Here is a 14,768-nt window from a genome sequence, read left to right as displayed (position 1 = left end):
ACTAATACAAAGACGAAGGCGGCGCGATGATCGAGGTCCGGCATTTCCGCTCGCTGGTCGCCATCGCGGAATCCGGCAAGCTGGCCGCCGCGGCCGAACGGGTCCACGTCAGCCAGTCGGCGCTGTCGCACCAGATCAAGGCGCTCGAGGCGCACTACGGCCTGACGCTGTTCGACCGCGCACGCAGCGGCATGCGTTTCACGCCGGCCGGCGAGCGGCTGCTGGCGCTGGCGCGTGAGACGCTGGCGGCCATCAGCGCGGCGGAACGGGACCTGGAAAGACTGAAGGGCGATACGCGGGGCGAACTGCGCATCGTGCTCGAGTGCCATACCTGCTTCGACTGGCTGATGCCGGTGATGGACGAATTCCGCAAGCGCTGGCCAGAGGTGGAGGTGGATCTGGTCGCCGGCTTCCACGCCGATCCGCTTGGCTTGCTGGCGGAAGGGCGCACGGACATGGTGATCGGCTCGATGCCGCCGAACCGGCGCGGGCTGGCCGTCGCGCCGCTGTTCCGCTTCGAGATCCTGGCCGTGATCGCCAACGAGCACCGGCTGCGCAGCCGCCGGCGCATCGAAGCGGCCGATCTGGCCGGCGAGACGCTGATCACCTATCCCGTCCCGGAGCAACGCATCGACCTGATCCGCGAGGTACTGGAGCCGGCCGGCATCAGGCTGCAGCGGCGCACCGCGGAGCTGACCGTGGCGGTGCTGCAACTGGTCGCGAGCCGGCGGGGCGTGGCGGCGCTACCGAACTGGGGCGTCAAGAACTACGTCGATCACGACTACGTGCTGGCCAAGCGGATCGGCGCGAAGGGCCTGTGGAGCGAGCTTTACGCGACCGTGCCGTCCGCCATCGAGGACAGGCCGTACGTGCGTGACTTCGTCTCGATCGTGCGGGACACCTGTGCGGCGGCGCTCGACGGCATCGAGTTGCTGCCGCTGGCCGACGCCGGCGCGGCATAGTCAGGGCGCTCGGCGGCGAGAGCGTCGTCGAGGGTCACCACTTCGAGGACATCCACACCGTTTTCCACGCGGCGCAGGAAGAGATCGAGACGGTCGCACTCTTGCGCCGTGGCCGACAGGCGCACACATCGCGGGGCGCCGGGCTCGCTATCCGGCAAATGCAGTTGGCTCAGCGCGAGGCCGGTGCGCCGGGCGGTGGCCAGCACCCATTCCAGGGTGCCGAACAGGTCGGCCGGGTCCAGGCGCAGGGACAGATGCAGCGCGGGAAGCGACGAAGCGGGGAACGAGGCGGGCATGGCGTTTAGCTCGATGGAAGGCGTTGGCAACTGTGGTCAATTTACCAGCGCTTTCTCAAAATGAGCTTCCCGATTTTCATGCCTGCGGCCCATTTCAGGGACGAATCCACTATCGATATGGGAATCGTGCGAAGATTCTTCCTTTCCTGGCTTTCCGCTCCGACCCATGGCTACCGCTCCCAAGCTCGACGAAACCGACCGCCGCATCCTGCGCCACCTGCGCCGCGATGGCCGCCTCTCCAACCTGAAGCTGGCCGAACAGGTCGGCCTGTCCGCGACCCCGTGCTGGAATCGCGTACGCGCGCTGGAGGATGCCGGCGTGATCGAAGGCTACACGGCCCTGCTGAGCCAGAAGGCGCTGGGCCTGCCCGATACCGTGCTGATCGAGGTCACGCTGGAGCGGCACGACGACGAGATGTTCGACCGCTTCGGCAAGGCGCTGGCGCAATTGCCGGAGGTCATGGAGGCGTATCTGCTGACGGGCGAGTACGACTATCTGATCAAGGTCGCCGTGGCCGGCACGGAGGGCTATGAGGAATTCCTGCGGCACAAGCTGTACAAGCTGCCCGGCCTGCGGCATAGCCGCTCTACCTTCGTGCTGCGCTGCCTGAAGAGGGAACCGTCGGTGGAGCCCTGAGCGCGCGCGGGGCGCTGTCGCGCCGCGCTGCCTACTGCGGCTCGCCCTCGACCACGACCTGGTATTCGCCGCTGGGACCATCGAACCCGATGCGAAGCCGGGCGCCCGAGCCGCGGCACGATTTGGCGACGTTGCGCAGTTCGGCCTGGCGCTCGCCGCGGCGCAGCCTGCTGCGCGCCTTGGTACTGATTTCGGTCGGACCGCAATCCGCATTGGCGCACGCATAGCGCTTCCATTGCCCGTAGGAGCGTGGGCGGACCGATGCCTCGGTGACGGTCGTGCAAAGTGGGCAGTGTTCCAGTGCTGTCTTCATTGCCGTTTCCATTCTAGTTATTGTTCGCGCGCAGTCCTGCGTCGTCGTTCGATGGCGGGTGCCGGAACCTGGCCCGCCGTTCGCAGGGACAGCGATTATGCGAAGCTTTGACGCGGATGAATACCCCCCAAAAAAAGGGCAATGCGTGACAGCCCGCGAGAGGGGGCGTGTGCGCTCGCACAACGAGGGCGCAGCAAACGCGGACGGGAAAACCAGAGACGCGGAACCCGCGATGAACGGGAACGCCGGGGGAACATAATCGGGACTCGCGCCTGTGCCGCGCCTCGAGTCCCGCTACAACGCAGGCCGACCACAACGGTCGGCCCGATATTCAGGCTGCCTGCTCAGGCGGCCTTCGGTGCTGCAGCGGCCTTCCTGGCGGCGGGCTTCTTCGCGGCCTTGGCAACAGGCTTTGCTGCCGACTTGGCCGGAGCCTTTGCCGGAGCCGCCTTGCGTGCGGCGTTGGCTGCCGGCTTCTTTGCCGATGCCTTCTTGGCGGCGGCGGACTTCTTTGCCTTCGCCGCAGCCAGCTTTTCCTTGGCGGCCTGCTTTTCGAACTGCGTGGCTTGCTTGGCGGCCTCGACGGCTTGCGCAACTTCGCGCTTGGCCGCTTCGATCGCCTTCTTCGTATCGACGCGCAGTTTCAGCAGACGCTTCTTGGCGGCTGCGGCTTCGCGGGTCAGCACGCTGGCCTTCTTTGCAGGCACGGCAGCCTTCTTCGTGGCAGCGGGTTTGCTGCTTTTGACTGCGCGCTTTGCGTTGGTTTTGCTGGCTACGACCATTGTGTTTTATGTGTTGGTTGTGGAGCGCGGAGTATAACCGCTAGTCTTGCGAAATTGGAATCGCTGTGATATCCGCGCGTCGTGCAAAGTCGTCATTGCCGCAATGGCACTGCATCGTTTCACAGGTTTCGCGCTCTCGCAATGTACGCGCCGCGATGTTCTATGCTGCGTAATGAAGTTCATCGGCAAAGATCGAACGCAAATCGCGCAGGTCTTGCGCACACAGGAGAACGCCAGTGAATCCCATCCCGAATCCCCATGGCGCGGGCATTGTTCCGTGCCTGCTGTATCGCGACGCACCATCCGCCATCGAATGGCTGTGCCATGCGTTCGGTTTCGAGAAACACATGATCGTCGACAACACGGACGGCACCATCGCGCATGCGCAACTGTCGTTGGGCAACGGCATGATCATGATCGGATCGGTGGGCGACACGCCCTACGGAAAACTGATCCGGCAGCCGGACCAGGTCGGCGGGTTGGCGACGCAAAGCATATATGTGGTGGTGCCCGATGCCGACGTGGTTTATCAGCGGGTAAAGGCGACCGCCGGCGAGATCGTGCTCGACATCAAGGACGAGGAGTATGGCGGCCGCGGTTTCACCTGCCGCGATCCCGAGGGCCATTTGTGGAATGTCGGTTCATACGACCCGTGGCAATGAGCGTTCGATTTGCTCGGCGTGCAGCGGTGCGTTCTTGTTTCTCCCTGTTCCCGCCCGCGGAAGGGGAGATTCCACACGCTCGCGGGTTCTTGCCGCGCGCGCAAAAATAATTTGCCGCGACAGCGCTTTTTCCCGCCGCGGCATTTTCCGATAATTCCATCCTCACCAGATTCCCATGTCGCTGGCGCCCAAGTGCGTCTGGCGATCACCCGTTCAAGGAGAGCCAGTCCATGCTGTTCACGCCGTACACCTTCGGTCCGATCCACGCGCCCAACCGCATCGTGATGCCGCCGATGACCCGTTCCCGGGCCGCGGCCGGCAATGTCGCGACCGATCTGATGGCCGAGTACTACGGACAGCGCGCCACCGCCGGCCTGATCATTTCGGAAGGCACGCAGATCAGCCAGCAGGGGCAGGGGTATGCGTGGACGCCGGGCATTCACTCGGCCGAGCAGGTCGCGGGCTGGCGCAAGGTCACCGACGCGGTGCATGCCGCGGGCGGCCGCATCTTCGCGCAGCTGTGGCATGTGGGGCGCGTATCGCATACCGCGCTGCAGCCGGGCAACGCGGCGCCGGTATCGTCGTCCGCCACGCTGGCCGAAGGCGTCAAGGTCTTTGTCGACGTGGAAGGCCGCGGTCCCGAGGGCGGCGTCGGCGAGATGGTGCAGCACTCGCGCGCCCGGGCATTGTCGGTCGACGAGATCCGCGGCATCGTGCGCGACTTCGCGGCCGCCGCGCGCAATGCACTGGATGCGGGCTTCGATGGCGTGGAGCTGCACGGCGCCAACGGTTACCTGATCAATCAGTTCATCGACTCGCAGGCCAATCTGCGTACCGACGAATACGGCGGCTCGCTCGCCAACCGGCTGCGCTTCCTGGAGGAAGTGGTGCGCGCCGTGATCGACGTGGTCGGCAAGGACCGCATCGGCGTGCGGCTCGCGCCGCTGACCACGCTGCAGGGCGCCGTCGACGATACGCCGCAGGCCACCTATGTCGCCGCGGCGCATCTGCTGGGCCGGCTCGGCGTGGCCTATCTCCATATCGCCGAGGCGGACTGGGACGACGCGCCGGTAATGCCGGCCGCGTTCAAGGAAGCGCTGCGGCTGGTCTATCCCGGCACGCTGATCTATTCCGGCAAGTACGACCGCGAGCGTGCCGAGGAAGCGCTGCGCAAGGGCTGGGCCGACATGATCGGCTTCGGCCGGCCGTTCATCGCCAATCCGGATCTGCCGTATCGCCTGCAGCACGGCCTGCCGCTGGAACAGGGCGATCGCAACAAGTACTTCGGCGGTGGGGCGTCGGGCTATACCGACTACGCCCGCGTGGAAGAGGCGGCGGCGTAGCGTTCTGCTACGCCTTGCGTACCTGCACCGCCCGCAGCGCATCGACCAGCGACGTGAGTGCGGCGGAGTGTTCGGACCGGCGCAGCCACATCACGCCGACCGAGGGCAGGTCCCAGCTCAAGGTGTGCGGCAGCGCGGCGGCGCTGCCGGTGGCCGTCAGGTCGGCCGCCACCGCGCGCGGCACGATGGTGATGGCGCGCGGCTGGTTGCGCAGCAGCGTCGCCATGGTCTTGATCGAGTAGGTCTCCACCATCGGCGTGGGCGGCGCGACCCCCGCGGTGGCGAACATCGTGTTGATGGTGCGCCGGATCGGCGTATGCGCGGGCGGCAGGATCCAGTCCAGCGCGGCAAGCTGCGCCCAGTCCAGCCGGCCGCGGCCGAGCCGCGCCGCGGCCCGTGCCGGCACCACCAGCGTGGGCTCCTCGCGGTATAGCGGGATGTGCATGATGTCGTCGCCGCTCGTGTAGAACGAGCGCGCGACCGCGCAATCGAGTTCATGCGCGCGCAACGCCGCCACCAGTTCGTCGGTGGTGCCCTCGCGCACCAGCACCGATACCCGCGGCTGCTGCTGCAGCCCATGCGTGCAGGCGGCATCGAGCACGGCCGGGGCGACGAACGGAATCACGCCGATACGCAGCCGTCCCCGCAAGCCCGCGCCGATGACCGCCAGCTCTCGCCCGAGCGCCGTGGTGTCGGCCATCGCCAGGCGCGCGTGCGCCAGCACCGCCACGCCGGTATCGGTGGGCTCCAGCCCGTTGCGCGTGCGCGCGAATAGCGGCACCAGGAAGATGTCCTCGATCTCGCGCAGTGCCTTCGTGACGGCGGGCTGCGACAGGTCCAGCTCGGCCGCCACGCGCGACACCGAGCGCTCGCGATCGAGTGCGAGCAGCAGCGACAAATGCTTCAGCCGCAGGCGGGAGACAAGGTTGTGCTGCAGTTTTTCGGCGGGATCGATCATGGCGGCGGATCCTGAACGGCGCTCGCGGGTGGCAAGGTCATATAACCAGAATGGAATGCCATGATAATGCAATAGCCATTTGCGGTTATTCCTGGCGCGTATACTGCGAACGTTCCCATCGCTGAGACGCCTCGCGCGCCGTTCCCATGTTCACCACTCGTCCCGAAATCACCGGCACCTTTGGCGTGGTGTCGTCCACCCACTGGCTCGCGTCGCAGACCGCGATGAGCGTGCTGGAGCGCGGCGGCAACGCCTTCGATGCCGCGGTGGCGGGCGGTTTCGTGCTGCAGGTGGTGGAGCCCCATCTGAACGGCCCCGGCGGCGAGGTGCCCATCCTGCTGTGGAGCGAACGCGAGCGCGCGGTGCGCGCCGTGTGCGGGCAGGGCCCGGCACCGGCACTGGCGGATCCCGCTGCGATGCGCGCAAGGGGACTGGACCTCGTGCCCGGCATCGGCCTGCTGCCCGCGACGGTGCCCGGTGCCTTCGGCGCCTGGCTGACGATGCTGCGCGACTACGGCACCTGGTCGCTGGCCGATGTGCTGGCCCCGGCCATCGGCTATGCGCGCGATGGCTTTCCGCTGGTGCCGCGCATCTCGCAGGCCATCCTTGCCGTGCGCGAACTCTTTCTCAACGAATGGCACAGCTCCGCGGCGATGTGGCTGCCGGACGGGCGGGTGCCCAAGCCCGGCGCGCTGCATGCCACTCCGACGCTTGCCGCCACCTACCAACGCATCGTCGAGACGGCCCACGCCGCCGGCGATTCGCGCGTGGCGCAGATCGATGCGGCGCTCGATTGCTGGTATCGCGGCTTCGTGGCGCGTGCCATCGATGATTTCTGCCGCACCGAGGCCGTGCGCGATACCACCGGGGAGAAGCACCACGGCCTGCTGCGCCTGGACGACATGGCCAACTGGCGGCCCACGGTGGAGGCCCCCGTCACGATGGACTTCGGCCGCCATACCGTGGCCAAGTGCGGCGTCTGGAGCCAGGGCCCGGTCTTCCTGCAGCAGCTGGGCATGCTGCGCCACGCCCAGCTCGACGCCCACGCGCCGACCTCGCCCGAGTTCGTCCACCGCGTCGCGGAAGCCGCCAAGCTGGCGATGGCTGACCGCCTCGCCTGGTATGGCGACCCCGACTTCGTCGACGTGCCGCTGGCCGGCCTGCTCGATGCCGATTACCTGCGCGCGCGCGCCGCGCTGATCGGCGAGCGTGCCTCCACCGAGATCGTCCCCGGCGCGGTCGGCCGGCTGGCGCCGCAGCTGCCCGATCTGGGCGCGGCCGAGCGCACGCTGCGCGATGCCGATATCCGTTTCGGCGTGGGTGAACCCACATTCGCCGCGCTGCCGCCGGTGCAGGAATGGGCCGAGCGCGAGATCTTCGTGGGCGATACCTGCCATCTCGATGTGATCGACCGCGACGGCAACATGGTCGCGGCCACGCCGTCGGGCGGCTGGCTGTCGTCCAGCCCCGCGATCCCGACGCTGGGCTTCGCGCTGAACACGCGGCTGCAGATGACCTGGCTGGAGCCGGGCCTGCCCAATACCCTCGCGCCGGGCAAGCGTCCGTGCACCACGCTGTCGCCCTCGCTGGCGCTGCGCGATGGCGAACCATACATGGTGTTCGGCACGCCGGGCGGCGACCAGCAGGACCAGTGGTCGGTCGCCTTCTTCCTGCGCCATGCGGTGCACGGCATGAACCTGCAGGAGGCGATCGATGCGCCGGCCTGGCACATCGACCATTTTCCCGGCTCGTTCTGGCCGCGCCAGACCGTGCGCAACCGCATCTCGGTGGAATCGCGCCTGCCGGAGCAGACGATCGAGGCGCTGCGCGCGCGCGGGCACGAGGTCAGGGTGGGCGATCCGTGGTCCGAGGGACGCATGTCGGCCTGCACGCGCGAGCGCGATGCGCGGGGGCGGCTGGTACTCAAGGCCGGCGCGAACGCGCGCGGCATGCAGGGATATGCGGTCGGGCGCTGAACCGTACCGCGCGGCATCGACAGGTTTTGATGGGGCCGGATCGCGCGATGCGATCCGCGATATTCGAGGTTGAAGGGCAACACTGGGGGAAATGACATGAAGACGATATTCAAGGGCCTGCTGGGATCCATCGCGGCGCTGACGCTGTGCGCGGCCGCGACCACGGCCGCCGCGGCGGACAACTATCCGCAGAAGCCGGTCACGCTGATCGTGCCGTGGGCACCGGGCGGCTCGACCGACATCCTGGCTCGGGTGCTGTCCGAACACCTGACCCGTTCGCTGGGCCAGCCGGTGATCGTCGACAACAAACCCGGTGCCTCGGGCAATATCGGCTCGGCCATGGTCGTGCGCGCCAAGCCCGACGGCTATACGCTGCTGATCGGCTCCATGAGCACGCACGCGATGAACCCGGCGCTGATGCCCAATATGCCGTTCCGCGGCGTCGAGGATTTCACGCCGCTGGGCTTGCTGGCCTATGTGACCAACACCATGGTGATCAACCCGTCGGTGCCGGCGAACAACGTGAAGGAGCTGATCGCCTACGCCCGCGCCAATCCGGGCAAGCTGGCCTACGCGAGCGCCGGACCCGGCTCGACCAACCACCTGAGCGCCGTGCTGTTCGAGAAGATGGCCGGCGTCGAGATGCTGCACGTGCCGTACAAGGGCGGCGCACCTGCCGTGGTCGATACCGTCGCGGGCCAGACCCAGCTGCTGTTCTCCGCCGGGACGCAGACGCTGCCGCACGTGAAGGCGAACAAGCTCAAGCTGCTCGCCGTCACCGAAGCCAAGCGTTCGCCGCTGCTGCCCGATACCGCTACCGTGGCGGAGACCGTGCCGGGCTATGAGCTGTCGGTGTGGTACGGCGCGTTCGGTCCGGTCGGCATGCCGCCCGCGCTGGTCGCGCGCCTGAACAGCGAAATCAACAAGGTGATGGCACTGCCCGAGGTGAAGGCCAAGATGACGGCCATCGGCGTGGAAACGGCCACCTCGACGCCGCAGCAGTTCGGCGCCATCCTGCGCCGCGATGCCGACCGCTACGGCAAGCTGATCCGCGAACTGGGGATCAAGGGAGAATGAGCGTGAATCAAGCCGTTCCGATGAGCGGGGCGCACCTGGACTGGCCCGAAGCCATGGCCGCGGCCCTGTGCGACGCGCTGTCGGGCGCGGACGAGGCGGCCACCTTCACCGCGTTGGGCGCGGCAACCACTACGCTGCTGGGCCCGGGGCTGCTGACCATCAACGCCTATGCGAAGGCATCGTCGGAGGTCGTGCGGCTGTGGTCCAGCGATCCGCAGTCCTATCCCGTGGGCGGTCGCAAGTCCAAGGGCGATACGCCATGGACGCGGCAGGTGCTGCATCGTGGCGAGGTCTATGTGGGCGAGGGCGATGCCGCGCTGGCCGAGGTGTTCGACGATGTGGCCACCATTCGAGGGCTGGGGCTGACGGCGGTGGTCAACGTGCCGGTGTGCCAGCATGGGCGGTGCGTGGGCACGTTCAACTTCCTGGCGGCGCGGCATGCCTGGACGCCGGTCGAGGTGACCACGCTGCGGTTGCTCGCGCAACTGGCGATGCCGGCGGTGGTGGCGGCGCGGGGCGGGGTGGTCGAGGCGTGATCCTGGGTGGCTTGCCAGCTGGGGCGATGGCGGGCGGTCACCTTCACCCCCGCGCCTCTCCCGCTGGCGGGACAGGGGCGCAAACCAGCAGTCTCTGCCATGCCGTCGGTTTTTTCTCCTCTCCCGCGCGCGGGAGAGGGTGAGGGTGAGGCTGACCGCCCGATCGAAGCCTCAGCCCGTATTCCCCTCACCGACCAACGTCCCATCCCCATCCCCCAGCGGCCGCTGCATCAGCACCGTATCCACCCACTGCCCGAACTTGAAGCCGACCGAGGTCAGCGTGCCCACCGGCTGGAATCCCATGCGCCGGTGCAATGCCAGCGAACCGGCGTTGCCGCTGTTGCCGATCACGGCCAGCATCTGCCGCCACGGGCCACGTTCGCAGCGCGCGATCAGCTCGCTCAGCAGGGCGCTGCCGATGCCGTAGCCGGCCATGCCGTCGGCGACGTAGACGGAATCCTCGATGGTGTGCCGGTACGCGGGCCGTGGCCGGTAGGCGGTGGCATACGTGTAGCCCACGACCAGGCCGTCGAGTTCGGCGACGAGATAGGGCAGGCCCGCGCGCAGCACCGTGTCGCGCCGCGCCAGCAGTTCCTCGACGGTCGGCGGGGTTTCCTCGAAGGTCGCGAGGCTGTGCAGCACGTGATGGGCGTAGATGGCCTGCACGGCAGCCATGTCCGAGGGCTGCGCATCGCGCACGGTGACGGTGGGGCGGGTTGCCAGCGCGGCCGAAGGCTCCGGCGGGGCATGCGTGGTGGTTTCCGGTTGCGTTGTCATGGCTTGTGCGAGGACCGCGGCGCGGGCGGTCCGGGTGTATGGGCACGGAGGCGCCGGGAAAAGCAGATGATAATGCCGCGGAGCCGATTCCCTCAGGCGCTTTGCTCCCCGATGACAACGAAGATCCCGCCAGTCCTGTCGCTGCTGATGGCGACGGTGTTCCTTCACGCCGTGGCCGCCGCGCCGGCCGGCGCGCAGCCTGCCGTCACGCCGTCGGTGCTCGCCCATCGCGGCATCGCCCAGCGCTTCGATACCGCGAATCTCGCGCACGAGACCTGCACCGCGCGGCGGATCCACCCGCCGCAGCACGATTACCTCGAAAACACGATTCCCTCCATGGGCGCCGCCTTCGCAGCCGGTGCCGACGTGGTGGAGATCGACGTGCATCCCACCACCGACGGGCAGTTCGCCGTCTTTCACGATTGGACGCTGGACTGCCGCACCGAGGGTACGGGGCCGACGCGGGAACGGTCGATGGCGGAACTGAAGCGGCTCGACATCGGCTACGGCTATACCGCCGATGACGGGCGCACGTTCCCGTTCCGCGGCAAGGGGGTGGGGCTGATGCCGTCGCTGGCCGAGGTGCTGGCGGCCTTTCCCGGCCATCGCTTCCTGCTCAATGTCAAAAGCAACGACGCGGACGAAGGCGCGAAGCTCGCCGCCTATCTCGCTGGACTCGCGCCTGCCCAGCGCGATCTGCTGATGGTCTATGGCGGCGACCGGCCGCTGGCCGAGATCCGGCGGCGCATGCCGGCGCTGGTGTCGATGTCGCGGCAGTCGCTGAAGTCCTGCCTGGTGCGTTATCTGGCGTATGGCTGGACCGGCGTGGTGCCCGACGCCTGTGCGCGGCAACTGGTGCTGGTCCCGCTGGACATCGCGCCATGGCTCTGGGGCTGGCCGCAACGTTTCGTCGCCCGGATGGCGTCGGTGGGTAGTCCTGTCTATGTCGTCGGACCCTACGCGGGTGGCGGGGCGATGACCGGCATCGATACGGCCGAGCAGCTCGCGCAGATTCCGCCCGGCTATGCCGGCGGCATCCTGACCGATGAACTGCCGACGATCCGCGCCCTGCTGGCGCGGCCCGCCGCGGGCGGGGCAGCGCAGGGCGGCGAGCCGGAACGCCAATAAAAAACGCCCGCGGCCATCACGGCATGCGGGCGCCCGCTTGATGCTCCGCGGTCAGTCCGCCACCGCGCCAGCGCGTTTCAGCATGGGCTGCCACTTGTCGCTTTCCGCCTTGAGCCTGGTCTTCAGGCCCTCCGGCGTCTGCTTGGAGGCGGGCACGATCTCGGCGCCAAGGTCCTGCATGCGCTTGACGACCGCCGGGTCCTTCAGCGCCGCCTGGAGCGCGGCCGTCAGCTTGGCGACAGCGTCGGGCGGCGTTCCCTTGGGCGCATACACGCCGTGCCACACCTTCATGTCGAAGCCCTTCAGACCGCCTTCCTGCAGCGTCGGCGCGTTGGGCAACGCCTTGATGCGCTCGGGCGTGGTGACGCCATACATCTTGACCTTGCCGGCCGCGATATGCGGCAGCGTCGAGGTCGTCTGGTCGCACAGCAGATCGACCTGCCCGCCCAGCAGCGCGTTCAGCGCAGGCGCGGTGCCCTGGAACGGGATCACGTTGAATTTGACGCCCACGGCCTGCTCGAACAGCAGCCCGCACAGCTGCGAGACGGCGCCCAGGCCCGCGTTGGCGAGATTGACCTTGTCCTTGTTCTGCTGCGCGTACTTGATCAGCTCGGCGGCGGTGTTGGGCGGCAGGTCCTTCTTGCCGAGCATGGTCATCGGCACGTCGGCCACCTGGCCCACGTACTCGAAATCCTTCAGCGGGTCGTAGGACAGCTTGCGGTACAGCGCCGGCGCGGTCGCCATGCCGTTGTGGTGGATCAGGATGGTGTAGCCGTCGGCATCGGCGCGTGCCACGTGGGCCGGCGCGACGGTGCCGCCAGCGCCGGTCTTGTTCTCCACTACCACGGTCTGCCCCAGCGTCTTGGACATGGCGGCCCCCACGCTGCGCGCCACCACATCGGTCGGCCCTCCCGCCGAGAACGGCACGACCAGCGTGATGGGTTTGCTCGGATAGGGGTCGGCGGCCAGGGCCGGCGCGGCGGCCACCACGGCCGCAACCACCGCGGCGAGCGGGATCCAGGCAAAGCGTTCGAGGGTATGGGCACGGCTTGCCATTAGGCTGTCTCCTGATGTTATCGCCTCCTGCGTGAGAGGCTGTGTGTGCGCCAGTGTCGGCGAAGACCCGGGCTGGGACCATCTTAAATTGCCGAACGGAGCCTTATGAATCAGGTAAACCCGCCTCGGCGGACTCCCTTTGCCGCGCGCGGCGATGACATTCTTTTCGTTGGCGAGCGCCGCTGACATGCGCCCGGGAGCGCTTTATCGTCGTTTTTGTGCAGCGCAATGCCCGTATGCTCGGACTACGGGTTTACCCGTGGATTAACTCCGGCGCGCGCGGGCCGTTCTTCCCCCCGAGCATCCGCTCCCCTCTCGCACCGCCGACGCGCGAACACCATCCAGCCTGACCGCAGCTTCCATCCCGTCCCCAACGGACGGCGATGCGCGCGCGTCCGGAATACGCGCGCCGGGGGCGAGGCGCCCCTTATTTTTGGAGTCTGTTCCGTGCTGTCATCGATTCGAAATCGAATTCTCTTTACTTGCGTGGCCATCGTCGTGGGCGCCCTGGTGCTGGCCGGCGCGCTGAACTATCAGGTCATGCGCACCAGCAACGACGCATCGATCCGCGCGAGCCTGGCCTCCGTCGCCGGCGGACATCTGGCGGGCATCGACGACTGGATCGCGTCCAAGACGCAGATGATCGTGTCGGCGGGCACCGCGGCGTTTGCCGCCGACCCGGTTTCCACCTTCGCGGCCGTGCAGGCCGCGGGCGGCTTCACGAACGTCTATGCGGGCTATGCCGACAAGACCGCGAAGTTCTCGCAGGCGGTGGGGATTCCGCCGGACTTCGATCCGACCGGACGCCCCTGGTATCTGCAGGCGGCGCGGGCGGGCCACCCCGTGGTCACGCCGCCGTATGTCGACGTGGGCTCCGGCAAGCTGGTGGTGGCCTTTGCCGCGCCGCTGCGCGAGAGCGGCCAGGTGCGCGGCGTCGTCTCGGGCGACGTGACCATGGACAGCGTGGTCGCCAACGTCAAGGCCATTCATCCGACGCCCGCCAGCTTTGGCTTCCTGGTGGACAGCCAGGGCAGCATCATTGCGCATCCGGACGACAAGCTGACGCTCAAGCCGCTGTCCGCGCTGGCGCCCGGCCTCGCGGTGGCCGAGCTGCTGAAGGCGGATGCGCCGATGGAAGTCGCGGTGGGCGGCCACGCCAAGCTGATGGTGGCGCGCCCAGTCCAGGGCACCGACTGGGCGCTGGTGGTGGCGCTGGACAAGGCCGAGGCGACGGCCGGCATGCGCGAGCTGCTGCGGACGTCTGCCGGCGTGATCCTGGTGGTCGCGCTCGTCGCCGCGCTGATCGTCGGCGCCGTGACTTCGCGCGCGTTCCGCGGGCTGTCGATGGTGCGCAATGCGATGGACGATATCGGTACGGGCAGCGGGGACCTGACCAAGCGCTTGCCTGTCGACGGGCGCGATGAGGTCGCGCAGATCGCCGGCTCGTTCAACGCCTTCGCGGACAAGCTGACCGCCGTGCTGCTGCGCGTGCGCGGCGGCAGCGACGCGGTGCACGGCGCCACCGCGGAGATCTCGGCGGGCAACGCCGACCTCTCGCAGCGCACGGAGCAGCAGGCCGCGGCGCTGGAGGAGACCGCCTCCAGCATGGAGGAGCTGACCAGCATCGTGCGCCAGAACGCGGACAACGCGCGGCAGGCCAGCGCGCTGGCCGACAGCGCGTCGGCGGTGGCGGCCCAGGGCGGCGACGCGATCTCGCGCGTGATCGACACCATGGGCGGGATCAACGAGAGCTCGCGCAAGATCGCCGACATCATCGGCGTGATCGAAGGCATCGCGTTCCAGACCAATATCCTCGCGCTGAACGCCGCGGTGGAAGCGGCGCGCGCCGGCGAGCATGGCCGGGGCTTTGCGGTGGTGGCGAGCGAGGTGCGCGGGCTCGCGCAGCGTTCGGCCTCGGCGGCCAAGGAGATCAAGGCGCTGATCGACGAGTCGGTGCAGCGCGTGGGCGGCGGCTCCGAACTGGTGGACCAGGCCGGACGGACCATGGCGGACATCGTGGCCGCCGTCCGCCGCGTGACCGACATCATGGGCGAGATCGCCGCGGCCTCCGACGAGCAGAGCCGCGGCATCGAACAGGTCAATCAGGCCGTGGTGCAGATGGACGGGATGACCCAGCAGAACGCCGCGCTGGTGGAGCAGGCCGCCGCGGCGGCCGCGTCGCTGGAAGGGCAGGCGCGCGCGCTCAACGAGGCGATGTCGACATTCCGGTTGCCGGGTGGGGCCTGACGCGCGGGCCGGCGGCTT

14 protein-coding genes are annotated in these 14,768 nt (G+C 68.1%); 9 read left to right on the top strand and 5 right to left on the bottom strand.

Annotated features, from left to right (window positions below; genetic code table 11):
* Positions 1-26 precede the first annotated feature (26 nt).
* On the top strand, positions 27-962 hold the full coding sequence (locus LDO27_RS03785) for a LysR family transcriptional regulator (protein ID WP_224039762.1): 936 nt from the start codon (positions 27-29) through the stop codon (positions 960-962).
* A 462-nt stretch (positions 963-1,424) separates the two neighbouring features.
* The gene (locus LDO27_RS03780) at positions 1,425-1,895 is read left to right on the top strand and encodes an Lrp/AsnC family transcriptional regulator (RefSeq protein ID WP_222206797.1); all 471 of its coding nucleotides are present in this window, start codon (positions 1,425-1,427) and stop codon (positions 1,893-1,895) included.
* Between the two features lie 31 nt (positions 1,896-1,926).
* Here the strand turns inward: LDO27_RS03780 and LDO27_RS03775 are convergent, their stop codons facing one another.
* Both LDO27_RS03775 and LDO27_RS03770 read right to left on the bottom strand, forming a co-directional pair.
* Complete coding sequence (locus LDO27_RS03775; protein WP_222206795.1) at positions 1,927-2,208, bottom strand: hypothetical protein; 282 nt, start codon at positions 2,206-2,208, stop codon at positions 1,927-1,929.
* 344 nt (positions 2,209-2,552) lie between these two features.
* Complete coding sequence (locus LDO27_RS03770) at positions 2,553-2,990, bottom strand: fumarate hydratase (protein WP_222206793.1); 438 nt, start codon at positions 2,988-2,990, stop codon at positions 2,553-2,555.
* 236 nt (positions 2,991-3,226) lie between these two features.
* Between LDO27_RS03770 and LDO27_RS03765 the strand changes: the two genes are divergently transcribed.
* The gene (locus LDO27_RS03765; protein ID WP_224039760.1) at positions 3,227-3,652 is read left to right on the top strand and encodes a VOC family protein; all 426 of its coding nucleotides are present in this window, start codon (positions 3,227-3,229) and stop codon (positions 3,650-3,652) included.
* Positions 3,653-3,882: 230 nt separating this feature from the next.
* Positions 3,883-4,995, top strand: a complete 1,113-nt coding sequence (locus tag LDO27_RS03760; RefSeq protein WP_224039758.1) for an alkene reductase — start codon at positions 3,883-3,885, stop codon at positions 4,993-4,995.
* Between the two features lie 7 nt (positions 4,996-5,002).
* Here LDO27_RS03760 and LDO27_RS03755 read toward each other — a convergent pair whose 3' ends face one another.
* Positions 5,003-5,953: a LysR family transcriptional regulator gene (locus tag LDO27_RS03755; RefSeq protein WP_222206789.1), complete on the bottom strand. Its 951-nt coding sequence runs from the start codon at positions 5,951-5,953 to the stop codon at positions 5,003-5,005.
* A gap of 146 nt (positions 5,954-6,099) precedes the next feature.
* On the opposite strand from LDO27_RS03755, the gene LDO27_RS03750 reads away from it, so the two are divergent.
* From LDO27_RS03750 to LDO27_RS03740, 3 genes are all read left to right on the top strand, one after another.
* Positions 6,100-7,929: a gamma-glutamyltransferase family protein gene (locus LDO27_RS03750; protein ID WP_224039756.1), complete on the top strand. Its 1,830-nt coding sequence runs from the start codon at positions 6,100-6,102 to the stop codon at positions 7,927-7,929.
* A 96-nt stretch (positions 7,930-8,025) separates the two neighbouring features.
* Complete coding sequence (locus tag LDO27_RS03745; RefSeq protein ID WP_224039754.1) at positions 8,026-9,006, top strand: tripartite tricarboxylate transporter substrate binding protein; 981 nt, start codon at positions 8,026-8,028, stop codon at positions 9,004-9,006.
* A 2-nt stretch (positions 9,007-9,008) separates the two neighbouring features.
* Positions 9,009-9,542: a GAF domain-containing protein gene (locus tag LDO27_RS03740; protein ID WP_377747350.1), complete on the top strand. Its 534-nt coding sequence runs from the start codon at positions 9,009-9,011 to the stop codon at positions 9,540-9,542.
* Positions 9,543-9,713: 171 nt separating this feature from the next.
* Here LDO27_RS03740 and LDO27_RS03735 read toward each other — a convergent pair whose 3' ends face one another.
* Positions 9,714-10,319: a GNAT family N-acetyltransferase gene (locus LDO27_RS03735; protein ID WP_224039752.1), complete on the bottom strand. Its 606-nt coding sequence runs from the start codon at positions 10,317-10,319 to the stop codon at positions 9,714-9,716.
* Between the two features lie 111 nt (positions 10,320-10,430).
* On the opposite strand from LDO27_RS03735, the gene LDO27_RS03730 reads away from it, so the two are divergent.
* The gene (locus tag LDO27_RS03730; RefSeq protein ID WP_224039750.1) at positions 10,431-11,447 is read left to right on the top strand and encodes a glycerophosphodiester phosphodiesterase family protein; all 1,017 of its coding nucleotides are present in this window, start codon (positions 10,431-10,433) and stop codon (positions 11,445-11,447) included.
* A gap of 51 nt (positions 11,448-11,498) precedes the next feature.
* On the opposite strand, the gene LDO27_RS03725 is transcribed toward LDO27_RS03730, so the two are convergent.
* On the bottom strand, positions 11,499-12,503 hold the full coding sequence (locus tag LDO27_RS03725; protein ID WP_224039748.1) for a tripartite tricarboxylate transporter substrate-binding protein: 1,005 nt from the start codon (positions 12,501-12,503) through the stop codon (positions 11,499-11,501).
* A gap of 447 nt (positions 12,504-12,950) precedes the next feature.
* Between LDO27_RS03725 and LDO27_RS03720 the strand changes: the two genes are divergently transcribed.
* Entirely contained in the window at positions 12,951-14,750 is a 1,800-nt protein-coding gene (locus LDO27_RS03720) for a methyl-accepting chemotaxis protein (protein WP_224039746.1), read from the top strand.
* Positions 14,751-14,768 lie beyond the last annotated feature (18 nt).

Source organism: Cupriavidus respiraculi (assembly GCF_914271545.1).
Taxonomy (GTDB): Bacteria; Pseudomonadota; Gammaproteobacteria; order Burkholderiales; family Burkholderiaceae; genus Cupriavidus; species Cupriavidus respiraculi.
This window is presented reverse-complemented; position numbering and strand designations above follow the sequence as displayed.

Excerpts from the sequence above, each read along its gene's own strand:
- LDO27_RS03760 (WP_224039758.1), top strand. The coding sequence starts at position 3,883 with ATGCTGTTCACGCCGTACACCTTCGGTCCGATCCACGCGCCCAACCGC.
- LDO27_RS03775 (WP_222206795.1), bottom strand. The coding sequence starts at position 2,208 with ATGAAGACAGCACTGGAACACTGCCCACTTTGCACGACCGTCACCGAG.
- LDO27_RS03780 (WP_222206797.1), top strand. The coding sequence starts at position 1,425 with ATGGCTACCGCTCCCAAGCTCGACGAAACCGACCGCCGCATCCTGCGC.
- LDO27_RS03755 (WP_222206789.1), bottom strand. The coding sequence starts at position 5,953 with ATGATCGATCCCGCCGAAAAACTGCAGCACAACCTTGTCTCCCGCCTG.
- LDO27_RS03770 (WP_222206793.1), bottom strand. The coding sequence starts at position 2,990 with ATGGTCGTAGCCAGCAAAACCAACGCAAAGCGCGCAGTCAAAAGCAGC.
- LDO27_RS03735 (WP_224039752.1), bottom strand. The coding sequence starts at position 10,319 with ATGACAACGCAACCGGAAACCACCACGCATGCCCCGCCGGAGCCTTCG.
- LDO27_RS03750 (WP_224039756.1), top strand. The coding sequence starts at position 6,100 with ATGTTCACCACTCGTCCCGAAATCACCGGCACCTTTGGCGTGGTGTCG.
- LDO27_RS03730 (WP_224039750.1), top strand. The coding sequence starts at position 10,431 with ATGACAACGAAGATCCCGCCAGTCCTGTCGCTGCTGATGGCGACGGTG.
- LDO27_RS03745 (WP_224039754.1), top strand. The coding sequence starts at position 8,026 with ATGAAGACGATATTCAAGGGCCTGCTGGGATCCATCGCGGCGCTGACG.
- LDO27_RS03725 (WP_224039748.1), bottom strand. The coding sequence starts at position 12,503 with ATGGCAAGCCGTGCCCATACCCTCGAACGCTTTGCCTGGATCCCGCTC.
- LDO27_RS03785 (WP_224039762.1), top strand. The coding sequence starts at position 27 with ATGATCGAGGTCCGGCATTTCCGCTCGCTGGTCGCCATCGCGGAATCC.